This window comes from Wolbachia endosymbiont of Laodelphax striatellus (assembly GCF_007115015.1).
Lineage (GTDB): Bacteria > Pseudomonadota > Alphaproteobacteria > Rickettsiales > Anaplasmataceae > Wolbachia.
In genome coordinates this window covers 54,760-77,752 of record NZ_MUIX01000001.1, presented here as the reverse complement: position 1 = coordinate 77,752, position 22,993 = coordinate 54,760, and the positions used below count along the sequence as shown (strand labels likewise).

Annotated in this window: 21 protein-coding genes and 1 pseudogene; 12 read left to right on the top strand and 10 right to left on the bottom strand. The window is 33.1% G+C overall.

Annotated elements, in window-relative coordinates; all coding sequences use genetic code 11:
* Both BVG17_RS00365 and BVG17_RS00360 read right to left on the bottom strand, forming a co-directional pair.
* The coding region (locus tag BVG17_RS00365) for a ParB N-terminal domain-containing protein (protein WP_143688913.1) at positions 1–953 on the bottom strand (953 nt) is incomplete at its 3' end.
* Positions 954–1,056: 103 nt separating this feature from the next.
* The gene (locus BVG17_RS00360) at positions 1,057–1,509 is read right to left on the bottom strand and encodes a crossover junction endodeoxyribonuclease RuvC (RefSeq protein ID WP_143688725.1); all 453 of its coding nucleotides are present in this window, start codon (positions 1,507–1,509) and stop codon (positions 1,057–1,059) included.
* Positions 1,510–2,643: 1,134 nt separating this feature from the next.
* On the opposite strand from BVG17_RS00360, the gene ltrA reads away from it, so the two are divergent.
* From ltrA to BVG17_RS09310, 5 genes are all read left to right on the top strand, one after another.
* A complete protein-coding gene (gene ltrA, locus BVG17_RS00355) occupies positions 2,644–3,870 on the top strand; it encodes a group II intron reverse transcriptase/maturase (RefSeq protein WP_143688717.1) in 1,227 nt (408 codons plus the stop codon).
* A complete protein-coding gene (locus BVG17_RS09910; protein WP_255447006.1) occupies positions 3,864–3,986 on the top strand; it encodes a hypothetical protein in 123 nt (40 codons plus the stop codon). The genes ltrA and BVG17_RS09910 overlap by 7 nt, the downstream gene beginning before the upstream one ends.
* Positions 3,987–4,371: 385 nt before the next feature.
* Positions 4,372–4,803 (top strand): ankyrin repeat domain-containing protein, encoded by a 432-nt coding sequence (locus tag BVG17_RS09320; protein ID WP_241654098.1) that lies wholly within the window; start codon positions 4,372–4,374, stop codon positions 4,801–4,803.
* Between the two features lie 39 nt (positions 4,804–4,842).
* Entirely contained in the window at positions 4,843–4,950 is a 108-nt protein-coding gene (locus tag BVG17_RS09315) for an ankyrin repeat domain-containing protein (RefSeq protein ID WP_241654212.1), read from the top strand.
* 190 nt (positions 4,951–5,140) lie between these two features.
* On the top strand, positions 5,141–5,854 hold the full coding sequence (locus BVG17_RS09310; protein ID WP_241654097.1) for a latrotoxin-related protein: 714 nt from the start codon (positions 5,141–5,143) through the stop codon (positions 5,852–5,854).
* Here BVG17_RS09310 and BVG17_RS08635 read toward each other — a convergent pair.
* From BVG17_RS08635 to BVG17_RS00325, 6 genes and pseudogenes are all read right to left on the bottom strand, one after another.
* A complete protein-coding gene (locus BVG17_RS08635) occupies positions 5,838–5,981 on the bottom strand; it encodes a hypothetical protein (RefSeq protein ID WP_157072280.1) in 144 nt (47 codons plus the stop codon). The two genes, BVG17_RS09310 and BVG17_RS08635, sit on opposite strands and share 17 nt — an antisense overlap.
* 354 nt (positions 5,982–6,335) lie before the next feature.
* A complete protein-coding gene (gene ubiA / locus BVG17_RS00345; RefSeq protein ID WP_063631236.1) occupies positions 6,336–7,223 on the bottom strand; it encodes a 4-hydroxybenzoate octaprenyltransferase in 888 nt (295 codons plus the stop codon).
* 3 nt (positions 7,224–7,226) lie between these two features.
* Positions 7,227–7,577: a ribosome-binding factor A gene (locus BVG17_RS00340; RefSeq protein ID WP_063631237.1), complete on the bottom strand. Its 351-nt coding sequence runs from the start codon at positions 7,575–7,577 to the stop codon at positions 7,227–7,229.
* A 9-nt stretch (positions 7,578–7,586) separates the two neighbouring features.
* Entirely contained in the window at positions 7,587–9,908 is a 2,322-nt protein-coding gene (infB, locus tag BVG17_RS00335; protein WP_063631238.1) for a translation initiation factor IF-2, read from the bottom strand.
* A gap of 7 nt (positions 9,909–9,915) precedes the next feature.
* A complete protein-coding gene (gene nusA, locus BVG17_RS00330) occupies positions 9,916–11,469 on the bottom strand; it encodes a transcription termination factor NusA (RefSeq protein WP_063631239.1) in 1,554 nt (517 codons plus the stop codon).
* A gap of 87 nt (positions 11,470–11,556) precedes the next feature.
* Positions 11,557–14,631: pseudogene (locus tag BVG17_RS00325) on the bottom strand (efflux RND transporter permease subunit).
* A gap of 162 nt (positions 14,632–14,793) precedes the next feature.
* Between BVG17_RS00325 and BVG17_RS00320 the strand changes: the two are divergent.
* The gene (locus tag BVG17_RS00320; RefSeq protein WP_063631240.1) at positions 14,794–15,444 is read left to right on the top strand and encodes a hypothetical protein; all 651 of its coding nucleotides are present in this window, start codon (positions 14,794–14,796) and stop codon (positions 15,442–15,444) included.
* A 3-nt stretch (positions 15,445–15,447) separates the two neighbouring features.
* Here BVG17_RS00320 and BVG17_RS00315 read toward each other — a convergent pair whose 3' ends face one another.
* The gene (locus tag BVG17_RS00315) at positions 15,448–16,185 is read right to left on the bottom strand and encodes a type I glutamate--ammonia ligase (protein WP_063631241.1); all 738 of its coding nucleotides are present in this window, start codon (positions 16,183–16,185) and stop codon (positions 15,448–15,450) included.
* A 326-nt stretch (positions 16,186–16,511) separates the two neighbouring features.
* Between BVG17_RS00315 and dnaA the strand changes: the two genes are divergently transcribed.
* From dnaA to BVG17_RS00300, 3 genes are all read left to right on the top strand, one after another.
* Positions 16,512–17,894 (top strand): chromosomal replication initiator protein DnaA, encoded by a 1,383-nt coding sequence (gene dnaA / locus BVG17_RS00310; protein ID WP_063631242.1) that lies wholly within the window; start codon positions 16,512–16,514, stop codon positions 17,892–17,894.
* Positions 17,895–18,051: 157 nt separating this feature from the next.
* The gene (gene secF, locus BVG17_RS00305; protein ID WP_017532607.1) at positions 18,052–18,924 is read left to right on the top strand and encodes a protein translocase subunit SecF; all 873 of its coding nucleotides are present in this window, start codon (positions 18,052–18,054) and stop codon (positions 18,922–18,924) included.
* A 75-nt stretch (positions 18,925–18,999) separates the two neighbouring features.
* On the top strand, positions 19,000–19,680 hold the full coding sequence (locus BVG17_RS00300; protein WP_063631243.1) for a hypothetical protein: 681 nt from the start codon (positions 19,000–19,002) through the stop codon (positions 19,678–19,680).
* 40 nt (positions 19,681–19,720) lie between these two features.
* Here BVG17_RS00300 and BVG17_RS00295 read toward each other — a convergent pair whose 3' ends face one another.
* Positions 19,721–20,245 (bottom strand): TIGR02281 family clan AA aspartic protease, encoded by a 525-nt coding sequence (locus tag BVG17_RS00295; RefSeq protein WP_006014802.1) that lies wholly within the window; start codon positions 20,243–20,245, stop codon positions 19,721–19,723.
* A 113-nt stretch (positions 20,246–20,358) separates the two neighbouring features.
* Between BVG17_RS00295 and yidC the strand changes: the two genes are divergently transcribed.
* Genes yidC through nusB form a run of 3 tightly spaced genes read left to right on the top strand, consistent with a single transcriptional unit; the run spans position 20,359 to position 22,947 of the window.
* Positions 20,359–22,059 carry a membrane protein insertase YidC gene (gene yidC / locus BVG17_RS00290; RefSeq protein WP_017532308.1) on the top strand — a complete coding sequence of 567 codons (1,701 nt, stop codon included), beginning with the start codon at positions 20,359–20,361 and terminating at the stop codon, positions 22,057–22,059.
* Positions 22,037–22,465, top strand: coding sequence for a 6,7-dimethyl-8-ribityllumazine synthase (locus tag BVG17_RS00285; RefSeq protein WP_017532307.1), 429 nt, complete (start codon positions 22,037–22,039; stop codon positions 22,463–22,465). The genes yidC and BVG17_RS00285 overlap by 23 nt, the downstream gene beginning before the upstream one ends.
* Positions 22,465–22,947, top strand: a complete 483-nt coding sequence (gene nusB / locus BVG17_RS00280; RefSeq protein ID WP_063631244.1) for a transcription antitermination factor NusB — start codon at positions 22,465–22,467, stop codon at positions 22,945–22,947. Before BVG17_RS00285 ends, nusB begins: the two co-directional genes overlap by 1 nt.
* The last annotated feature ends 46 nt before the right edge of the window (positions 22,948–22,993 follow it).

The following is a 22,993-nucleotide window of genomic DNA, read 5'->3' as shown; positions in this document are numbered from 1 at the left end:
GTATTGTGCGTTGGCTTGTCATAAAACCACAGATCACTTTGATTTCTACCGCCATGCCACTCACGTTTATTGCCGCTTTTCCATCCATAAAGCATTGCTTCGTATTGTCTTTGATAATCTGATCTTCCTAGCGTAAAGTGATTCTTCGCCCAAATGATAAAAGTTGACCATTTTCCTCCCGCTTCCTCAAATGCTTTTTGCAACGTTGAAAACTCTGATGATGATGCACAGATGTAAATTGCACCTTTAGTATATGCTAAAATATGAGTACAAATATCATAGAGAAAAAGCTCATACTTTTCACCTTGATTATCGTTTAGTATCTTTTTATCCTCTCTTTCTTGACTGCTACCATAATCAACGTTATATGGAGGATCACAAACAGTAATGTCTGCCATTTTATCATCTAACAGCGCTTTATATGATTCAACTACAGAGCTATCACCACAATAGATTCGATGATCACCTAAAATCCATAGATCACCTGGTTTTGTTATTTCTACCTTTTTGTCATCACCAACCAAGTCAGAAAAATCTTCTTTTTCACTATCTAAATCATCAAGGAAATGTTGAACTTTTTCTAATTCAAATCCAGTCATTTTAAGATCAAACTGTAAATCTTCTAACTCTTGAATTTCTACTTTCAAAAGCTCATCATCCCACTTTGCCCAATTAGCTGATTGATTTGCCAGTAATCGAAAAGCTTTAGTTTGTGGTTCATTTAAATTATCACTTAAAACCACAGGAATACTTTCTATACCAAGTTTTCTTGCTGCTTTAAGTCTTAAATGACCATCAACCACAGTGCCATCACTTTTTGCAACTATTGGTATACGAAAGCCAAATTCTCGAATAGAAGCACACATTCTGTTGACCACATCGTCATTTTTACGTGGGTTACGCTCATATTCAACTAGGTTTCGAGTAGGATAGTAGTGGATTGCTAAATTCATATCTTAATAATTAAAAAGTTAATATTCAAAATATATCTGACGCTAGAGAAGGCCTGGGGTCGAACCCACCAAACCCGCCATTATGGCCGAAAGGACCCACTTTTTATGGGTTTTTTGTCTTATTAATATCTTTACTAATATAGAACATTAATGCCAAAGCATCGGCCTCATTATCATCTCTAGGTAAAAATCCTTTTCTCTTTACAGCTTCAATAACTTCACTCTTACTTGCATTACCTTTGCCTGCTATAAAGCGTTTTATAGTTTTAACATTAACACCTTGGTAGGGAATATTATTCTCTTCACACCAAGCAGATAGAACGGCAAGAAAACCACCGTAGCAATGCGCTGCATCAGTTCCTAGATGTCTTCTTACTTCCTCAAAATACACTGCAGTGAACTCATGTTTCAAAGAATTAAGCCAATTGTGAAAACTTAAAAAACACATTCCACCTCCACTGAAACGGCTACCATGAAAGCTTTTGCTTCCACTTTCAATTACTCCATCTGTTAGAATTGCCCAGCCGGTTTGCTTGCCGAGATCTAGCGTTAAGATTGACGTACAAAAACTCCTTTGTGTAATTAAAGTTCAATGCCCTGTATAATATATATGTACGATGACTCGCAAATTCGTCCGCAATTTTGAAAAAAAATTAAAAAAAATTTCATATCCTGCCATTTGAGTTTTTTTCATCTTTACTTATCTTAATAACTATTTTACATAACTTATATTACGCCAATATTTATATTATTATATTATCATATATTATATTTTACCTGTATTTAAATATATATATAATATATATAAGACTTCAGTAATCCGTAAACCCTCTTTACTGGCCGATTTTAGCCACTTAACTTTAGAAACGGCTTTTAGGAATAGAACATAAAAAAGACAATATTATCAATAACTTAACGATTACTGCTTTCTGAAATACTAATTAGTAACTCAGAAATTAGGTACGAAATTGGTAGTTTTTTACCTATGAAAAAGTAGCTTCAGTAGTGTATCAAAACGTTTAAATCTTATTTTAATTTTTAAAGATTTTATTCTTTTAGATAAAAAAATTATTACTACTTTTTTATAATAAATTAGTCATACAAAGTCTTGGTAAAAATCTCTATTCATGAAACTTTTGGAGTTTTTATGAAGAATTCTTATCAAGGAATCGATTCTACAATTGTTAAACATGTGAGATTTCAAGGTGTGCCGTAGAGACACAAAGAATGCTTAAAAATGAGCAAACTAAGTGCAAAGCTGCACAATAGATGAGGGTGGGCCCCTCGAAGTCGGTTTGCAAGAATAGGCTTCAAACAGCCATAAGCTGCTGTGGTAAAGAGCTATGGTAGTGAGCGTTATGGAAAAGGTGCAATTATGCATCATGTGTAAAATAGAGAGGCGAATGAAAATGAACCACTGATGAAGTGTCGAAATTCCAAAGACGACGTCAAAACCATGGGCTCTTGAATCTCTTGGGATAAACCTATCAGGAACTTGTTTACTGGATAGGTGGCGTCCGGCATAGAGGTGGCGTGAATCTATTTTAGGCTATTGTGTGGAACTGCGGGAACCTGTCGTTTCGATGATAAGGGAGAAATTCGAGGAGCTAAACTCTAAGGTAATAGGAAATGGAGCGGAAGGGGCTGTAGTTTTAGTTTTAATTATTTATCAACCGAAAGGGAGGAGTTAATGAATAAAACAAAGTCTTTTGATATACCGAAGCAACTTATTTGGAGAGCTTATAAACAAGTATCGAAAAATAAAGGTGCTGCAGGTGTAGATGAGGTTTCGATAACAAAGTTTGAGGAAAATCTAAAAGATAATCTGTACAAACTATGGAATCGGATGTCATCCGGAAGTTATTTTCCAGAGCCAGTAAAAGCTGTGGCAATACCGAAGGATACGGGAGGAGGACAAAGAATTTTAGGTGTTCCTTCAGTATTCGACAGGATAGGGCAAACGGCAGCTTCTATGTATCTTGAGCCGCTAGTAGAGCCAAAATTCCACGAGGATTCATATGGTTATAGACCGAATAAATCTGCACTGGATGCGGTAGATACAGCACGCAAGAGATGCTGGAGGTACGATTGGACGATAGATCTTGATATAACCGGATTTTTCGACAATCTGGATCACGAATTAGTTTTACAAGCTATCAAGAAACATACAAACTGCAAATGGGTCATACTGTATGTTGAGAGGTGGATGAAAGCCCCTATTCAACAAGCAGATGGCACTAGGGAAGTGAGGAATAAGGGAGTTCCGCAAGGAGGTTCTGTAAGCCCAATCATTTCTAACATATTTATGCATCATGCGTTTGATATGTGGATGAGGCAAAACTACCCCACAATACCATTTGAAAGGTATGTTGATGATGCAATACTGCACTGCAAAACTAAGAGACAGGCAGACTTTATGAGAGTAAAGATTGAAGAAAGATTGGCTGAGTATAAGCTAAAGTTGCATCCTGAAAAGACACGGATAGTGTACTGTAAGAATAGCAACAGGAAGAATACATTTCCTATACAAAGCTTTGATTTTCTAGGATATACCTTTAGACCTAGAGGAGCAAAGAGCAAAATAGGGGAATATTTTGTTGGATTTCTACCTGCAATTAGCAATAAGGCCAAGAAAAAGATCACTCAAACCATAAGGTCATGGAAAATACATAGATTTACAGGAAAGAAGTTGGAGGAAATATCAAAGGAAGTAAATCCAATAGTCAGAGGCTGGTGTCAGTATTATGGCAGGTTTTACCAAACGGAGATGTATAAACTTCTTAATAATGTAGAGCGGCATCTAGAAAAGTGGGTAAGTAAGAAATATCTGATTGGAAAAAGACTAGCAAGGAAACTTCTAGGAAAAATGAGAACAGAAAATCCGAATACTTTTTACCACTGGAGGTTGGTATGGTAATCAAAGTACTGAATAATGGGAGCTGTGTGAATCGAGAGGTTCATGCACAGTTCTGTGAGGGGCTGGTGGGGAAGTTCCACTGGTCTACTCGACCGCACAGTGAAATTACCATATAAAAAAGTTCGCACGGATCATTTGGTAGACCATACGATCTCAAAATAAAATCTTCTTATAATAGCTGGTTTTGGTTGCGGAAGTGATTGTGTTGTCTAAGTTATTAGTAATATATACTATTAAGTCAGTATTAATTCGTTAAGAACTTTCATTAAAGATTATCAAAAAAACTTCTAAATAGGGATTGACAAGTTTTAGAGATGGAGTATTTTATGAAAAGTATATTGAGCTATTAATTTTTTATGTATAATAAATATGATAGTGAAAATATTTTTCTTTATATTATTAGGTAGCTGTTTTATTTAGAAAAGGATATTTTTTCTTATTTGAGATTGAATACCTTACTTTTGCCTAATTAAATTAGATATTTTTATATGGAGGGTTAAATTGATTTCTGGTGATGATAATGAATTATTTGCTGTTGTACGTAGTGGAGATGCTAGTCTAGTTGTAGATCTTATCAATAAAGGGGCTGATGTTAATGCTAGGGACAGTAGAGGCAATACTCCTCTGCACTTAGCTGCTCTTGCAGATAAATTACAGGTAGTAGAAAAGCTTATAGAGAGAGGAGCTGATATTAATGCTAAGAATAATCATGGCGCTACTCCTCTGCACTGGGCTGCTCTTAATCAGAATGTCAGTATAGTAGAAAAGCTTATAGAGAAAGGGGCTAATGTTAATGAGAAGAATAAATATGACAATGTCCCTCTGCACTATGCTGCTTTTTTTAATGGTTGCTTAGGTACAGCAGAAAAGCTTATAGAGAAAGGAGCCAATGTTAATGCTAAGAACAATGATGGCGCTACTCCTCTGCACTGAGCTGCTCTTCATGATAATTTACAAGTAGCTGGTCTTTTTATAAATAAGCGTGCTAATGTTAACGCTAAAGATGAGAATGGTTGGACACCTTTGCATACTGCAGCTGCTTGTGGCAATTTGGGTGTAGTTAAGCTCATTTTATGTTGATGCTAGAGGAGCTTTAGCCGTAGCAAATACGCTTAATGAAGAAAACAGCTTAGAAATACGAAACCTTCTAGAAGAAAGAATAAGAAGAAATGAAGAAGTCACTCAACATCTTAACTTACAAGAAAAAAGCAGCTCCCTATCAACACGTGTCCATAATCGCCGCAGTATTGCACGAGAAGGTGGCAATTCGTTGCAAAATGATAAGATAGGTCCTAATAAAATAGGAGTTACAAGCGGAACAAGTAAGCCATCTTCATTTATCAATATTTTTGCTTACACTACGGTAGATGCTATTAAAGGTATTTTTCAGTTTGTTTCTTCTCCTTTTAAGGCAGCTATAAGTATGGAACCTTCTAAAACTATTACAGTTCAAGGTATTGATAACAACGGTATACTTCTTTTATTAGATGTATTTATAAGGAAAATCACAGATCAGAAGTATATTTCCACAGTAGTTCAGTCTATATCACCATTAGAAGCACAGGGCTATGCATTAAATATTATAGAGGAATTTGAGAAAGTAGTAGAGCAAGCTGCATTAAAAAGTGGGATATCAATGCATCGGTTAAATATTGATTGTATAGAAATGCAGAAAGAGGTTACTGCAAAAATCACGGGTGGTAAGTTTAATGAGATTTCAGGAGTTTTAAACTCATATGTAGAGCAAGCATGCCACGATAGAGAAACAGGTAAGTTAAGTCCAAAGAAGTTTAACAAATTTATGATTGTATCTAATAAGGAACTAGATTTAATAGTAAATCAATCAATAGAGCAGATATTACACAATAGAGATAGTACATTAGAAGTTGAAGAACAGCAAATAAACTTAGAGCCTCAAAGTTGTTTAAGTAATACTTCTGTTCAAGGTCATTTAATTCAGGATAAGGTTAAATTAATTTTTTAATCTCATCTACCGAAAGGCCAGTGATTTCAGTGATAACATCTATAGAGACACCGGCCTTTATTTTGTATGCATTCAAGCAATGCGTGACTATTACGCCACCTAAAAAATAATTTACACTGTCTTCCATAGAGGAAAATCTTTTGCTCTACTGGCAAATACCTTTCATTATGTATTGTATAACATTAATAATTGTTCTGATTTTGTGCTTTCTTGGCCACACCTTGTGCAACTCTTGGCTCAAGAAATTTCCATTCTTTGTCACTTACATCACCTGGATATATTTTTTACTTATCCTATCATATTATCTTCCTGATTTCCTTTCAAGATATGTTCTAAAAAGTAGAATCTGTTCAGCAGGGTGACAAAATAAGATAGAAAAGACAGCAATAGAAATAAATGGTGTCATCCCAATATGATGCTTTTTCTGTCATCCCAGTACTTGACACTGGAATGACACCATTTTTGCTTCGATATTTACACATTAGCCATGCATCTGAACGGATACAAAAGTAGAATTTACAATTCTATCTAAAAGGATACCGAAAAAGAGCAGGAGTCCTATCTGGGAATTATTTTTAAATATGGACATGCATTGATTAGAATCGTCTGGATTGAAATTTTTGTGTTGGTGGTGAAATATGAATCCTATGGCAAGTAAAGCAATATAAAAGATGTTATTTAATGATGATAGTATACCAGCGTACAACCATGCCATTAAGGATATTAAATAAAATCTTTTCAACCAAGATTTTGTTGTATTGCCAAAATATAATGCAGTAGATTTCATTCCTAATTTCTCATCATCTTTTTTATCTTGATGAGCGTATATAGTATCATAACTAAGCGTCCAAAAGACGCATCCTATATAAAATAGTAAGGATTCTATGCTAATCTGGTTTGTTATTGCTGCTGAACCCATGAGTGATCCCATGTTGAAAGTAAACCCTAAAAATAATTGTGGCCACCAAACGTAACGCTTTAGCAAGGGATAGATAACTATCATGCACATTGAAATTATTCCAAGTATAAGAGTAGTTTTATTGGTTAATAATAAGATTACCAGGGCAATAGACAGTAACAGTGAAAGTAAAGCCAAAGCCTGCTTTATGTTTAATGCACCACTTGCAAGTGGTCTGTATTTTGTTCGTTCAACATGTGCATCTATTTCTCTATCGAAGATATCATTGATTATGCACCCTGCGGGTCTCATTAAAAATGCACCTATAGTAAACAAAACAAGGAGAAAAAAAGCTTGATACGATAGAGAAGTTGAGGCTAAAAGAATGCCGCTTAAGCTAGAAAATAGCACAAGCCATAAACCTGTTAAACTGTGTATTCTCATTAATGAGAAATAATGGTTGAAATACATTAATTAAGTGTGATTATGTAATATTTTGCTTACATTGACAAAATTATCGAATGCTAAATCAGGCTTAAAAACTAACTCAGGTATAAATCGCAAATCAACATAACACAATATAGATTTACGTATTGACCATGCAGATTGGTTCATTTCATTAACAACAGTGCTGATATCATCATTATCATTTTGGATGTTTAATGCAGATAACACAATATATACATCTGCTTTCTTCAAATCTTTGCTTAGCTTTACATCAGATACTACTACTTTTTCATTAAGAACATTACCTTCCATTAAGACTTTTGATATTGCCCTATGTAGTACCGATGCTACTTTTAGGTTTCTAATTTCCTTTTTCATATTCAACTACTATAACGTCCTTTCTTCTTGCACTAATTGATAAGCTTCCAAAATATCTCCAACTTTAATATCGATATTACCCTCTAGCGATATTCCGCATTCAAAATTTACACCCACTTCTTTAACATCATCTTTAAATCTACGTAGTGCTTTTAACTTTCCTTCATGCACCAATTTGCTGCCACGTACTACCTTAATTAAAGAATCTTTTTTTATAACTCCATCAGTGACATAACATCCGATTATATTACCGGCTTTGGATGCATTAAATATTTGCCTTACAGATGCAGAACCAACACGAACCTCTCGTGTAACAGGCTTTAACATTTTAGTTAGATACATCCTCATGTCTTCAATAAGCTCATATATTATATTGTAAGTATGTATTTCTATACCTTTTTGTTTTGCTAATTCTCTTATTTTTGAATCCACTTTTACATTAAAAGCTAAAATTACTGCGCTTGATGCTTCTGCAAGCAGCACATCTGAATCTGTTACTCCTCCTACTGCTTTGTGTAGAATATTTAATTTCACTTGCTCTTTACCAAGCTTATCAATTGAGCTTGATATTGCTTCAATAGAACCAGTGACATCGCACTTTAAAACTACAGATAGTTCTTCTGTTTCACTATCATTACGACTGAATATATCTAAATTACTGTCGTCTAAATCTTCTTGCTTTTTCTTGATTAATTCTAACCTGTATTCAACAATTTCACGAGCCTGCCTTTCAGAGTTTACAACAACAAATTTATCTCCAGCATTTGGTACACCATTTAAACCAGTAACTTCAACTGGAGTAGAAGGTAGTGCCGCTTTTTCTCTTTGACCAAGGTGACTAACCATACTGCGTACTTTGCTGTATGTTGTACCAACTACCAATATGTCACCAATCTTTAATGTCCCTTCTTCAACTATTAATGTAGCTGATATTCCTTTAGCTTTATCTATTTTGGACTCTATCACCCATCCAAGTGCTCGACAATCCTCTATTCCTTCTAGCGTCATTAATTCAGCAATTAATAAAATTGCCTCTTCTAGTTTATCTAAGTTGATTTTCTTTTTTGCTGATACTGGCACAATTATAACATCACCACCAATTTCTTCGGGGATGAGGTCATACTGAGGCAAACTATTAATTATTCTTTCTACATCGCCAGGTTGTGATTTATCAATTTTATTAATGGCAACTATAATAGAGACATTTGCTGCTTTTGCATGGTTTATTGCTTCAACTGTTTGTTTCATGATTCCATCATCAGCTGCAACTACTATCACAACTATATTAGTAATATTGGCACCACGTGCACGCATTGCAGTAAACGCCTCATGCCCTGGTGTATCAATGAAAGTAATTTTTTGCTTATTTTTTGTCGTTAATTGATAAGCACCTATATGTTGAGTGATGCCACCTGACTCTCTTTCTGCAACATTGGATTCACGAAATGCATCAAGCAATGATGTTTTACCATGATCCACATGTCCCATAAAAGTAACGATAGGTGGTTTTGGTCTTTTAGGTAAGTTTTCTCTGTTGCTTATGAAGAGTAAATTCTTTTCTTTATCAGCATCACTTACTCGTTTAGCCGTATGATTAAATTTTTTTGCTATTTCGCATGCTATATCTGGATCTACTAGATCATCTACTCTATAGCTCTCCCCAACTTCTTCTTTGAGCATTTTTAGCACACCCTTGCTATCTTCTGCCATACGAATAGATAACTCCCTGATAGTTATTTTGTCTGGTACAATAACTTCTCTTGCTATATTTTTACCCTTAGTAAACTTTGATTGTTTACTTCTTATACCAAATTTTTGCTTAAATACAGGGAGGTGTTCATTTCTTTCATCTATTGCCTGTGTAATTACTAGCTTAGAATGCTTAGAGTATATATCTTTGCTAGCTTTAAAAGACTTTTTATCATTGTTCTCATATTCAACACTATCTTCTTTTTGTTCAACTGAGTTAGTATTACTTAAAACTTCCTTATTTATTTCTTTAGGTACAGAGTGTGATTCATTTTTATCTTCAGCTTCTTGATTGCTTTCTTCTTTTTTTATTTTCTCTTCTTGTTCTCTCTGATTCCTTTCTTTCAGCAAAGTAGCATTCTGTACAGCATTAATGCGGGAAATTTGTTCTTTTTCAGTTAAAGAGCCTAATTTACTCTCGTCAAATAAACTATATTCTTCTGCAGAATGAATTTTTCTTCTTTTTTTTACTATTGTAGTACCAGTACTTTGACTATCTAAAGAGTTTAAATTAATGTCTAATTTAAGCTTGCTTAAGCCTTGTAGGGTTAATTTTTTATTACTGATATCTTCATTATTCATATTGTTTTTATATTAATCCAAGCTTTTTACGTGCTTCTATGATTATTAAATCTGCTGTATCTTTTAGATTGTCTTTATTATTAGTTGAGGAAGAGAGTATGCTACAAAACTCATAATTTGATAAATCTGCTATGTCCTCTAAAGTTTTAATATTATGTTTACTAAGAGCAATTTTATTATCTATTGATAAGGCTAAGTTGATTACATCGTCTTCCATACCTAAATTTTTTAGCTCTTCTATTTTTCTATCATTCTCTGCTTTCAGGTAATTATTTGCTCTATTATGAAGTTCATTTGCAATATCTTCATTGAAGCCCTCTATTGAAGCAAGTTCCTTAATTGAAGTGTTAGATATATCTTCTACACTTGAAAAACCTTCTGTTACCAATAATTGGCCCATAATCTCTTCTAAATTTAAAGCTTCAGCAAATAAAACTGAACATTGACTAAATTCTTTATTTCTTCTTTCTGATTCTTGCTGAGTGCTTAATATCTCAATTTTCCATCCAACAAGCTCTGAAGCTAATCTTACATTCTGACCCTTTTTTCCTATAGCTAAACTCAATTGATCTTCAGCAACTATTAACTCTATACAATTTTCATTTTCGTCAATAATGACCTTTGATACTTCTGCAGGAGTAATGGCTTTAATAACAAATTGACCCAAATCTGATGAGTAATGTATGACGTCGATTTTTTCACCGTTTAATTCGTGTATAATAGTTTTTATTCTATCTCCTTTAACTCCAACGCAAGCACCTACTGGATCGATATTCTTATCAGATGAAAAAACAGCAACTTTAGATCTTGAACCAGCGTCTCTAGCTATACCTTTAATTGTTATCAATCCGTCAGCAACTTCTGGTACTTCTTGATTCAACAATGCCTCTAAAAAGCCTTCATGAGTCCTAGAAAGAATGATTTGACGTCCATCGTCAGAGCGCTTAACAGCCTGTATGTAAGCTTTAACCTTATCGCCTTCACGAAATGACTCACCACCAATTAAGTTTCGTAAAGGGAGGTATGCTCCAATTCCGTTTATGTCTATAATAAGATCTGAATATTCTACTTGTTTAACGATGCCATACCTCATTTCTCCTACCTTATCTTTAAATTCCTCATATTGCTTTTTTAACTCTTCATCTTTGATTATTTGAGAAATCTTTTGCTGGGCAATTCTTGCTGAAACAAGATCAGTGTTAAGAGAAATCAACTCACTAATAGTATCTCCAACTTTTGCATCTTCTTTTATTAACTTAGCTTGTGTCAACTTAATTAAGTCACACTCATTTTCATTTGATTCATCATTAGTGACTTTTAGTTGTCTATATGAGGTAACTTTGCCTGTGTTTCTATCTATATTAACTACAATTTTACTTTTGCTACCATACTTTTGTTGAGCCACTGCTTCAATAGCACTTTTAAGTGCATTTATTATAATATCAAAATCTAAACCTTTTTGAAGTGAGAGCTCTCCCGCTGTTTTTATTACATCAAGGCTTCCAACTATGTTATTCTTGTTGCTTTTCTGCTTAACACTGCTTTTACGATTAGCAATCATATAAATAAATCCAATTTAATTAGTTATAATTATAGCTTCAACAGGTAAAGAACGCTATCTTAAATGTTAAATGATTGCTAATTTAAGTCAAGTTTTTTCATGTCTTTGTATGACAAGCAACGCCGGAGTAAAGAGTAAAGTTAAGACCGTTGCAGCCAATATTCCACTTGCTATGGTTGCTGAAATATCAACCCACCACTGGCTTGATGGAGCATCATATGTGATTTGTAGCGTAAAAAAACTGATATTTAACCTAGTAATCATAGGTATTAAACCAAGAACTGTAGTTGCAACGGTAAGTAGTATTGGCCTGATGCGAGAAATTGAAGCGTTTATTATACATTGCTTAATGTTATTTTTGCGCACCTTAATTTGCTGATGAAAGGCATCAAGCAATAGTATATTATTATTCACTATAATTCCTGCTAAAGCAATTATCCCCACTCCACACATGACAACTACAAAAACTTTCTGAATAAGAAAGAAAATGAAAAATACACATGTTGTTGATAAAAACACTGCTGTCATTACGATAAATGTATAGTATATGTTGTTAAACTGTGCCACTAGCACCAATATCATCAATGTAATTGCTAATATAAAAGCCTTTAATAAAAATGCTCCTGATTTTTGTTGATCTTCCTTATCACCTTTGAAATCAATCTTTACTCCTTTACTACAGTCTTGAGTAATCGAATTTTGAATGAACTTAACTCTTTCATCAACAAGATAGCCAGTATCAACGTCAGCAGAGATTGTTACTGTGCGTGATCCATCAATCCTACTTAGTTTATTTGCCTTTTTTTCGGGAACGTATTTCACTATGCTACTCATAGAATATGGTCCATTTGCTGTATTAATAAAAAGGTTATCTATAGTTTTCATGTTGCGATTCTTTCTGGGAAAGCGTAGTACAATATCAATTTCTTCATCTGCGTTATTTGGTCTATATTTTCCAATTAATACTCCATTTGTAACCATTTTTATAAAATCACCGATGGTTGCAACACTTACTCCAGAGCTTGTAGCCTTACTCTTATCAATACTCATATTCCACTCTATTTCAGGTGCTGATCTACTATCTTGAATATTTATAAATCCAGATGAAGGTTGGTCCATAATTTTTAGGATTTTCTCTGCTACTGAATTCAAGTTGGATGCACTTCCGCTTAAGTTAATTTGTATTGGCTTGTCAGCTGATGGTCCTGACTTTTGTTCCTGTACATCAATTATTACTCCTTTTATGTTTTGTACACTACTCCTTATATCATTTAGTATTTGCGTAGCTTTGCGCCTGCAGCGCCAATCTACAAGTTCCAATTGAATTTTGGCAATAACGTTGTCTGAAAATTTTCCTGATCGAGCATAAAAAACATAAATTTCCTTTTCAACACCCAAAATACGTTCTTCTACTTTCTTAAGTATCAAATCTCGTTCTTTGGCTGATAAGCTTTCTTTTACTTTAACGCTGATTAAAATGTTATCTGAATCTACATTCGGAAAGAACTTTAATCCAGGACCAAAAGTAAAATATAATATACTAGACAAAAATAAAACAAACACAACAACACATACAAATTTTTTGGGGTGATCTAAGACTTTCTCTAACATACGTACATAAGTTCTTATTATAAGCCCAGTATTTTTTATCTCACCACTTTCTATAGCACTCATTCTTATTATTTCTTTTTTTGAAGTTATGGAAGGTTTACCAAATATTGCACCAAGTGTTGGTATAAAAACCAAAGCCATAATTAGCGATCCAGTTAAAGTTAGAATTATTGTAATTGGTATGTACTGCATAAATTTACCGACTGTATCGGGCCAGAGTAACAGAGGGAAAAACACTGCTAATTTAGTCAATGTTGATGATAAAACTGGATAGAACATATCATGAACTTAGGTGCAAAAGGCTTCTACTTTATCCATGCCACAAATCATCTTTCTATCAGCATATTCGCTGATTACAATTGCATCATCAACCAGCATGCCAACTGCCATAATTAAACTGAAGAGCACAACTATATTTAGAGTAATACCCATGAGGTAAAGAGCCATTATTCCTATTAGAAAGGAGCCAGGTATTGATAGTGCAACAAGAATAGCAGCCCTTGTTCCCATAAAGAGCATTATTATGGTTAATATTAGTAATACGGCAAATATTATACCATTTTCCAAGTCGTCAAGCACATCACGTACATTTTTTGACTGGTCATTCAAATAAACTACTTTTAAATTTTCAGGTAATTGATCTTTTGCTTTGTCCATTAAGTATTTTACTTGATTTACCGTGTCTATTATGTTTTTTCCATTACGTTTTGAAATTTCTAGTACAATGCTAGGTAGTCCATTAATACGAGCAAATCCTTGGTGATCCTCAAACCCAAGGTATACTTTTGCTATATCTTTGATTCTCAAAACTGCATCACTTTGAGATCTAATAGGAATATTCATAATATCTTCTATGTCTTTTAATAACCCTGATATTTTAATCGAATATTTACCGGTATCATTTTCTAGTGATCCGGCTCCTACCAATCTGTTGTTGTTTGATATAGCTTGAAATATCTCATTTGATTGAATGTTATATTTTGTTAGAACTGTGGGCTCAATTATAACTTCCACTGTTTCTTTACGCATACCTGTTACTTCAACTTTAAGAACATTTGGCAGAGATTCTATTTCTTTCTTTAGTTTGCGTGCTATTTCAGTTAAAGTTCTTTCCGGCAAATTACCAATCAAGCCAACGTTTAGTATCGGAAATAAGCTCAAGTCTATTTCATTGATTATCGGAGATTCTGCTTCAATAGGTAATTTTGATTTTATGTTTAAAAGCTTTGAACGGACATTATCGAGCACTTCTTTATTATTATACTCTGTTCTAAATTCGATTATCATGTGAGCACCATCATTAGTTGCAAAAGCTCTCAATTCTTTTACACCTTCGATGGATCTTAGTTCATTTTCTATAGGAAGCACTAATAGCTTTTCACTATCCTCGACAGAAATACCAGGAAACCCGACAAATACACTAATTATAGGAATCTGTATATCAGGATTGCTTTCTCTTGGCATCTTTATATAAGTGTATGAGCCGAAGGTAAAAATCACGATAAGCAATAATATTACTGTTCTATTCCTCTCTACAAGTAAGCTTTTCATGCCAAACATTATACGTATTTATATCATATTATAGCTAAGATAAATTATATATTAATTAATCCTCATGTAGCTTTATGTAAATGATTAAAATTTTTACAATTTTGCAAGCGTAAGAAAATTTCTATATAATATGACTTTCAGTATGGTATTTGAGGGATTATTATGGTAGCAGTTTTAAGTGTGACAGAAGGCAAGAATAAAGTGATCGTATCTGGGTTGGTTGGTGTTTCATCAACTTTAGTATTTTTAACAGTGATTCACATTGCTGCAAAGATAGCCATTATAGTTACTGCTGCTGCAGTTACTTACGCATTACTTTCATTGCTTAATAAAGCAGGAGCTAAGTCTGTTAAAACTGATGATATGTCAGAAGATGAAGGGTATAGCAGTGTTGATGAAGGTGAAGAAAAAGATACCGTAAAAGAACCAAAAAGAACTGAAACTGAGCTAGAAGAAGAATTAAAAAATAAAAGAGCAGAAGAAGAAATGAAAAATGGACTACCTAAACATATGGATTTCAAAGGTAATTCACTTTCTAAAAGTGCTGATACTACAGATAGTCATTTCGTTTCTAGTGCTACAAATATTGTTATGGAACCTTTACCTAAACACATGGATGCACTTGGTAATCCACTTCCTGAGCAGCCACCGAGCAACCTTACCAATATAGGGCTTGGATCATCTAAAAGTACGCAGAAACTATCTGCTGCAGACTTGCTATTACAGTATGGGAATGTAAATAATGATGTGAGGAAAGTGCTAGAATGGCCAATTACCTCAAAGGAGTTTAATGGGTTAGGGTTTAACAGGTAGTTGCTATATCAAACTCTCCATCTTATATTGAGGATCAGATGCAATGCCATACACTCTATTTGGCGGAGCAATTTTGTTCTCTATACCAAAAACTATACCTTCAATTATTGCTGTGAGTACTTTTTCAAGGTTACAATCTGCTCCAGGAACACGGTGCTCTAGGCGGCATCTTTTGGAATCGTTGCCAAAATAGGGAATTCTTATCGCAGCAGTTCTGTTATTCACTCCCCAACTAATCGTAGTTGGAGTATGAATATCTGGGTACTGAAATCTTAAATATGAATCATCATTTGGAGCAAAAAATAGCATATGTTTTTTCATCATTGCACATAATCCACCTATGCTGTGAATCAGGTGTTCACTATATTTTTGCTTATTGCCATAAAATAAGTTATTATTATTTGAATCCATGAGGTTAACATGCACATTTAATGCACTGCCTGCTCTATCCAGATAAGGCTTTGCTTTAAAAGAAACATTTCCCCCAAGTTTTTGTGCTACTTCAGTAAGTAATTGTTTTGCCAATTCAAAATGCATAATTAAATTATCAGAGCTCGTATAACAATCACTTTTTATCTCATATTGGTTTAAAGAACTTTCTTTCTCACAAAAAAATCCAAGAGAAGCTATTTTATTTTTGATGCTATTCAGAAATAAATATTCTTTTTTTATTCCCTCAGTGTAAAACTCTAGTTCAATACCAAATACAGTATTATGGCTCAAATTACTTAATATAATCACAAATTTACTTCAATAAGTCTATATTAAATCAGATATGTTTATACAAGTACTTTACTTATTTATCAGTAAATTTAATATTTTATTTATACATAATATATTACTATTTTTTAATAACATACTTCTAATACTTGGTACAAGCAACATTTACAAATTGATTGTTTTTATTTCAAAAAAATGATCAATTTTAATGCTTTTATACTCTTTACAACTCGTCAAAAAATCCTCATAATTTTAAGTATATATTAAGTAGTGTTAGCTTTTTATCTTACAGTAAGCTATTGATTATCTTACATCTTTCTGATTGTTGTTCTTTCTTGGTGTGGTATATGAACTTAACTAACCCTAAGGTTTCTACTATGTTTTTTGATCAGATTATTACAGTAACGGACCACAATGTTACTTGGGAAAAAATTCAAAATTATCTCCATAATCTCTATGGAGAAGCAACATATAACAGCTGGCTGAGTTCACTGAGATTTATCAGCAACAGAAATGGAGAAGTTTTGTTGTCTGTACCAACAAGATTTATAAAGGAGTGGATTACAATTCACTACATGGAAAAAATATTATCATTATGGCAAAGCGAAGATCAAAGTGTATGTTCTATTGATATTCAATTAATTGAAGAAAGAAATTCAAATTCTAATACGATACTAAAAAATAGAGAGGAAAATAATCATAATCTTGGTTCACCACTAGATACCAGATTCACTTTTGATAATTTTGTGGTAGGAAAGTCAAATGAGTTAGCATTTACAGCGGCAAAGCGTGTATCGGAATCTATAGATCCAATATCAGGAAGCAACCCTTTATTTCTATATGGTGGAGTGGGACTTGGTAAAACACATTTAATGCATGCTATAGCTTGGGACATAGTCAATTCTCTGTCAGCAAAAAGAAAAGTGGTATATTTATCAGCAGAGAAATTTATGTATCAATATATTACGGCGCTGCGGAGCAAAGATATTATGTTATTTAAAGAGCAATTTAGATCAGTAGATGTATTGATGGTAGATGATGTGCAATTTATCAGTGGTAAAGATAGTACACAAGAAGAATTTTTTCACACTTTCAATGCATTGATAGACCAAAATAAACAATTGGTTATATCAGCTGATAGGTCTCCTAGTGATCTTGATGGAGTAGAAGAAAGAATAAAATCACGACTTGGTTGGGGATTAGTTGCAGATATTAATGAAACAACTTTTGAATTAAGACTTGGTATATTGCAGGCGAAAGTGGAACGAATGAATATATATGTTCCAAAGGATGTCCTAGAATTTTTGGCAAGGAATATAAAATCTAATATAAGAGAACTAGAAGGAGCATTAAATAAGGTTGCTCATACCTCTTTAATTGGAAGAAGCATGACAGTAGAATCAGCTAGTGAGACCCTAATTGATCTTCTTAGGTCAAATCATAGGTCAATCACAATAGAAGAAATACAGAAAAAAATAGCTGAATTTTTCAATATAAAGATTGCAGATATGCAATCTAATAGAAGGCTCCGCAGTCTTGCGAGGCCGAGACAAATAGCTATGTATTTCGCAAAGAAGTTTACGCAAAAAAGTTTACCAGATATTGGAAGAAATTTTGGTGGTAGAGATCATGCTACTGTTATACACGCAGTCAAACAAGTGGAAAATTTCATAAGAACTGACCCAAAATTTGCTGATGAAATCAATCGATTAAAAAAGATGTTTAAGTAGCACTTTATTAATGACAACCAGGCTGTTTTCATTTCTTTGATCAAATATCTTTTTCAAGTAGATTAAGTAAATCAAAGATCAGTATTAGTATAAGCTAAGAGAAAATAGCTAGTCGATTGCTTAAAAAGTATATAAAATCACAATTTAAGTGGGAAATATGGCAATTAGACTTATTCCAGGTAATCTTGATATAAAATTTAGTAAATATAGAAATTTGACAGCACTTATTAGTGTTATTCTTATCATTTTTTCAATGCTTACTTTTATGCTGCGTGGAATGAATTTAGGTATAGACTTTACAGGTGGAATTTTGATGGAGATAAAATCTTCAAGTGAGGATGATGATATTCTCAATATATTAAAAGAGAATGGATTTGCGATACAGAGTTCAAAAGCTGGTGATAACTTAGTTGTGCGGTTTAAAGATGAAGGAGATGAAGATAAAATTAAAAAGGTCAAAAGTATACTGGAAGAAAAATTCGGTAATGCAATAATTTACCGCAAAACAGACTATGTTGGTCCACAAATAGGTTCAACACAGATATTTGAAGGGATATCAGCCATGTTAATTGCAATTATTGGAATATTTTTTTACGTTTGGCTTAGGTTTAATTGGCAATGTGGACTTGGTGGAATAATGGCGCTGATCCATGATGTGATTTTAACTCTTGGCTTTATCAGCTTAACGAGTATTGAGTTTAATATTTCATCAGTTGCAGCTCTACTTACCGTGATTGGCTATTCAATCAATAATTCAGTGGTTATATACGATCGGATTCGAGAGTATCAAAAAAATAGAAAAGATGTAGAAATGGATGAAATAGTTGATGCTAGCATTAATTCTACACTATTTCGCACTATGTTAACTTCAGGTACTACTCTTCTTGCTGCTCTTCCTTTAGTACTGATTTGTACAGGTATGGTTAGAGACTTCAGCTTAATCATCTCTTTTGGAATTGCAGTTGGCACTTGCTCTGCAATATTTATCTCTGCTCCTATATTGACTTGCAGAGCATTGATAAGTAGATGAAGCACAAGTGTTAAGGTATTTATAATAAAATCAGCATATATATCTTACATTGTTCATATTATAAAGGGGTTTGTTATGGTAGATACTTGTAAACTGAAATTAAATGGTATTGAAAATTTTAATCCATCAGGAGATAGTTTCGATGTTAAATTAAAGAATGGTGCAGAGTGCAATTTTGATGGAAATGATTTAAAGTGTAGGTATAACGCCAAAAGCCATAATCCGTTTAGCCAGCCTGTTCATAATCCAGATACAGATTACAGATTTACAGAACAGATAAAAATAGGGAATATTCAGTTTGATTCTAGCAAAAGTACAATTGATAATGAAATTAATAAGTTATTTAGTTTTAAAGTTAATGATGATACGGAAGGAAATTATGTCGCAGAGTATCCGGTATACTCAGATTTGGATATGGAAAGAAATATAAATATTGCCAGCAAAGATGGAAAATCTATTGTAAATATAAAAGGGTTTTCCGGATATAATGAAGAAAATAGTAACATTTATTTTGCTGATATTGATAAAGGGGGGACACGGGTGATAGTACAGTACAAAGAGGATTCTCTTGTTGTTGAGAATAAGAGATTAGATAATTTAGGCAGCAAGCTTGAGATTGAGAGCATAGATCAAACTTCAAGGGAAATTGATTTAGAAAGCAAAAGTGGAACACTTGAATATGATGATACTTACCAAGTAAGGTACTATACGGAACCAGATGATAATTATCACAACTTAGAGATTAACATAATTTAGGGAACCAGCATCAGAATGTTGCTTATATAAACAGCACTCTCTAATCACGGTACAATACTAATTTATTATCTCTAATAGTGAAATGGAAATACCTCAAAAAGCTCATTCCAAGTAATGAATGGGACATAGAATGAGTATTAACACTAGCGTGCACGTCATTAATTAAAAAATTTCCTATTTTAACCTGAGGGATGTGAACAACACCAGCTTTTATTTGACCTTTTGCAGTTTCATATATTTTAAAGTCTTGAATGTTTTGTAAGTTAATACCAGCATGTAACGCATCTTTTTGCGATAAAACAATATCAGTTGCTCCAGTATCAAGCAGAAACGTTATATTACGATCATTGACTTGAGCTTGAATATAAAAGTGTCCATCATATGACTTTGTAAATTCAATACTTCCGCCATTTTGAACCCTTCCTTTGTATGGTAGAAAAGTGCTCAGAAACCTATTGCTTAGTTTATCCCCTTGTGAATCAATAAACATTGCTGTAATGAGTATTATCAGTAGCCAAATAACTAGATTTTTTGCTGCATTCATATTATTAAAATTTGAAGCCATAAGAGTAAATTTTTAAGATTAGCGTTAAAAGCTATTATTAAAAATAAGTAAATTTTATTGTTTTAGTACAATATTTAATATATACTTTAAGGAGGTATGTTCGATTTAATTTCATGTCAGAAGCAAAAAATTTAATTTTAGCAACAATTCTTTCTATATTGATTATAGTATTATGGCATATTATTTATGATAATTTTCTTAACACGAGCCAAAGCCAACCATCGATTGAAAATATTGAACATATCGAATCTTCTAACGACCTTGCTCCTATGATATACCAAAATCGTTCTGAAATTATTAATTCTACTAGAGAACAGAGAGTTAATTTAACCAATAACATGCTTGAAGGATCAATTTCTCTGAAAGGTGCAAGATTTGATGACTTAATCTTAACTAACTACCACTTAGAACCGAGTTCTTCTTCTCCACAAGTGGTGTTACTGTCACCTGCAGAATCAAAAGATGTATATTTCGCAGAATTTGGGTGGCTTGATCCGAATGAAAAGATTAAAGTTCCAGATTCTAAAACAGTATGGCAAGCAGATAAACTCAATCAAAAAGAGGTCAATTTATTTTGGGATAATGAAAATGGCATTTTATTTAGAATGAAAATTAGCCTTGACGATAACTACATGTTTAAAGTTGAGCAAATTATTGAAAACAATACAAAAGATAATGTAGTTTTGGTTCCCTATGGTAAAATCAATCGTAAACGTGATAATATTAACGAATCCTATTGGATATCACATGAAGGAGTACTAGGTGCATTTAACAATAAGCTAGAGGAGTGGACATATAAGGATATTTCTAAGAAGCGTTTAATAAAGGCAAGCACGAGTGAAAAAAATTGGTTTGGTTTTGCTGATAAATACTGGCTTACAGCCATCATACCTGAGAAATCAGATAAAATAAATGTGAGCATTAAACACACGAATGTTAATAACATTGATAAGTTTCAAGCAGATTTTGTTAGACCTTACACACACATACTCCCTGGTACAAGTGCTTCTACTCTGAACTACTTTTTTGCTGGGGCAAAGAAATTGAATTTACTTGATTCTTATAAAGACACTCTCAATATACCTTTGTTTGATAAGGCTGTAGATTTTGGTGTTCTTTATTTTATAACCAAGCCGGTGTTTTTACTGCTTGAATATTTTAACTTTGTTTTGAAAAATTTTGGCTTAGCAATATTATTGCTAACTTTAGTAATCAAACTTTTGATGCTTCCCTTATCTAATAGATCATATATTTCGATGTTCAAGGTGAAAAGCCTGCAGCCTGAATTAACTCGTATAAAAGAGTTGTACAAAAATGACAGCTTAAAGCAGCACAAAGAGACAATTGCGTTGTTCAAGAGAAACAATGTAAATCCAATGTCGAGCATTTTCCCTATGCTCATACAAATACCAGTATTTTTTGCTCTGTATAAAGTATTATTTGTTACTATAGAGATGAGACACGCCCCTTTTTATTTATGGATTAAGGATCTTTCAGCTTCTGATCCAACAAACATTTTTACATTATTTGGGTTGTTTAATTATAACTTTCCTATTTCTATAGGCATTTTACCTATAATTTTCGGTGCTACCATGATAATTCAGCAGAAGCTAAGTGAGAAAAGTAAAGATGATATTCAAGTAAATGTTATGAAGTTTTTACCTTACATTTCTGTCTTTATTTTTTCTTCTTTTCCTGCCGGCTTGGTAATATATTGGATATTTAGTAATATTATAACTCTGGTTCAACAATCATTAATAAAGTTGCTTTTAACAAGAAAAATGGGGATGAATGTCGAAAATACTAATAGTTAATTCAATTTATTATGATGAAATAGCAAAGCTTTTGCTTAAAGGTGCGGTCGATAGATTAAAAGAAAGTCATGCAAGCTATGACATAATTGAAGTTCCTGGTGCATTTGAGATACCAGCTACAATTCTCTTTGCAGTAAAAAGCAAGAATGCTAATTATAACGGTTATTTAGCTCTTGGATGCGTGATTCGCGGTGAAACTGATCACTATCAATATGTTTGTAAAGGAGTAATCGAAGGCTTAAATGAAGTTATTATGCATTATGCAGTACCCCTTAGTATGGGCGTAATTACCGCTGACAGCAAAGATAAAGCACTAATTAGAGCTGACAAAGACAAAAAGAACGTTGGTGGCCATGCAGCCTCAACTGTTTTGCATATGATAGATCTACACAATAAATTAAAATAATGGAGGAAAAACCATTACATAAAAAGTGGCGCATAAAAAGAAGTACGGCAAGATTTCTTGCTGTACAAATTGCTTATTCAAATATTTTTGTAAGTTACAACAAAAGCACTTTTAAATTGGGAAATTGTGAGCTTAAGGACTACATAAGTAAGTTGAAAGATATATTTGAATGTGAAGAATTTGAACATCAGTTCTTAGAAAACTTGTTATGTAAGGTTATGAAAAGCAGTGAAGAATATGATAAAATAATAGAGTCTTATTTACATCCAAGCTGGTCCCTCTCACGGTTAAATCTTATAAGCTTATCTATCTTGCGTGTTGCAATATGTGAGTTGATTAATTGCGATACACCAGCTCCAGTTGTTATCAATGAGTATACTAACATTGCATCTGATTTACTTGATGCTCCAAACAAAATTGGCTTTATTAATGGGTTGTTAGATAAGGTAAAGGATGCAGTCAGACTAAATAAAAATCCTTAGCAAATTTCTTATAAGTATGTGAATATCTATTTTTTGAGACAGTTTC

What these genes read in the sequence shown, in the direction of transcription:
- ltrA (WP_143688717.1), top strand. Translation starts at nt 2,644, where the DNA reads ATGAATAAAACAAAGTCTTTTGATATACCGAAGCAACTTATTTGGAGA.
- BVG17_RS09910 (WP_255447006.1), top strand. Translation starts at nt 3,864, where the DNA reads ATGGTAATCAAAGTACTGAATAATGGGAGCTGTGTGAATCGAGAGGTT.
- BVG17_RS08635 (WP_157072280.1), bottom strand. Translation starts at nt 5,981, where the DNA reads ATGGAAGACAGTGTAAATTATTTTTTAGGTGGCGTAATAGTCACGCAT.
- ubiA (WP_063631236.1), bottom strand. Translation starts at nt 7,223, where the DNA reads ATGTATTTCAACCATTATTTCTCATTAATGAGAATACACAGTTTAACA.
- BVG17_RS00340 (WP_063631237.1), bottom strand. Translation starts at nt 7,577, where the DNA reads ATGAAAAAGGAAATTAGAAACCTAAAAGTAGCATCGGTACTACATAGG.
- infB (WP_063631238.1), bottom strand. Translation starts at nt 9,908, where the DNA reads ATGAATAATGAAGATATCAGTAATAAAAAATTAACCCTACAAGGCTTA.
- nusA (WP_063631239.1), bottom strand. Translation starts at nt 11,469, where the DNA reads ATGATTGCTAATCGTAAAAGCAGTGTTAAGCAGAAAAGCAACAAGAAT.
- BVG17_RS00320 (WP_063631240.1), top strand. Translation starts at nt 14,794, where the DNA reads ATGGTAGCAGTTTTAAGTGTGACAGAAGGCAAGAATAAAGTGATCGTA.
- dnaA (WP_063631242.1), top strand. Translation starts at nt 16,512, where the DNA reads ATGAACTTAACTAACCCTAAGGTTTCTACTATGTTTTTTGATCAGATT.
- secF (WP_017532607.1), top strand. Translation starts at nt 18,052, where the DNA reads ATGGCAATTAGACTTATTCCAGGTAATCTTGATATAAAATTTAGTAAA.
- BVG17_RS00300 (WP_063631243.1), top strand. Translation starts at nt 19,000, where the DNA reads ATGGTAGATACTTGTAAACTGAAATTAAATGGTATTGAAAATTTTAAT.
- BVG17_RS00295 (WP_006014802.1), bottom strand. Translation starts at nt 20,245, where the DNA reads ATGGCTTCAAATTTTAATAATATGAATGCAGCAAAAAATCTAGTTATT.
- yidC (WP_017532308.1), top strand. Translation starts at nt 20,359, where the DNA reads ATGTCAGAAGCAAAAAATTTAATTTTAGCAACAATTCTTTCTATATTG.
- BVG17_RS00285 (WP_017532307.1), top strand. Translation starts at nt 22,037, where the DNA reads ATGTCGAAAATACTAATAGTTAATTCAATTTATTATGATGAAATAGCA.
- nusB (WP_063631244.1), top strand. Translation starts at nt 22,465, where the DNA reads ATGGAGGAAAAACCATTACATAAAAAGTGGCGCATAAAAAGAAGTACG.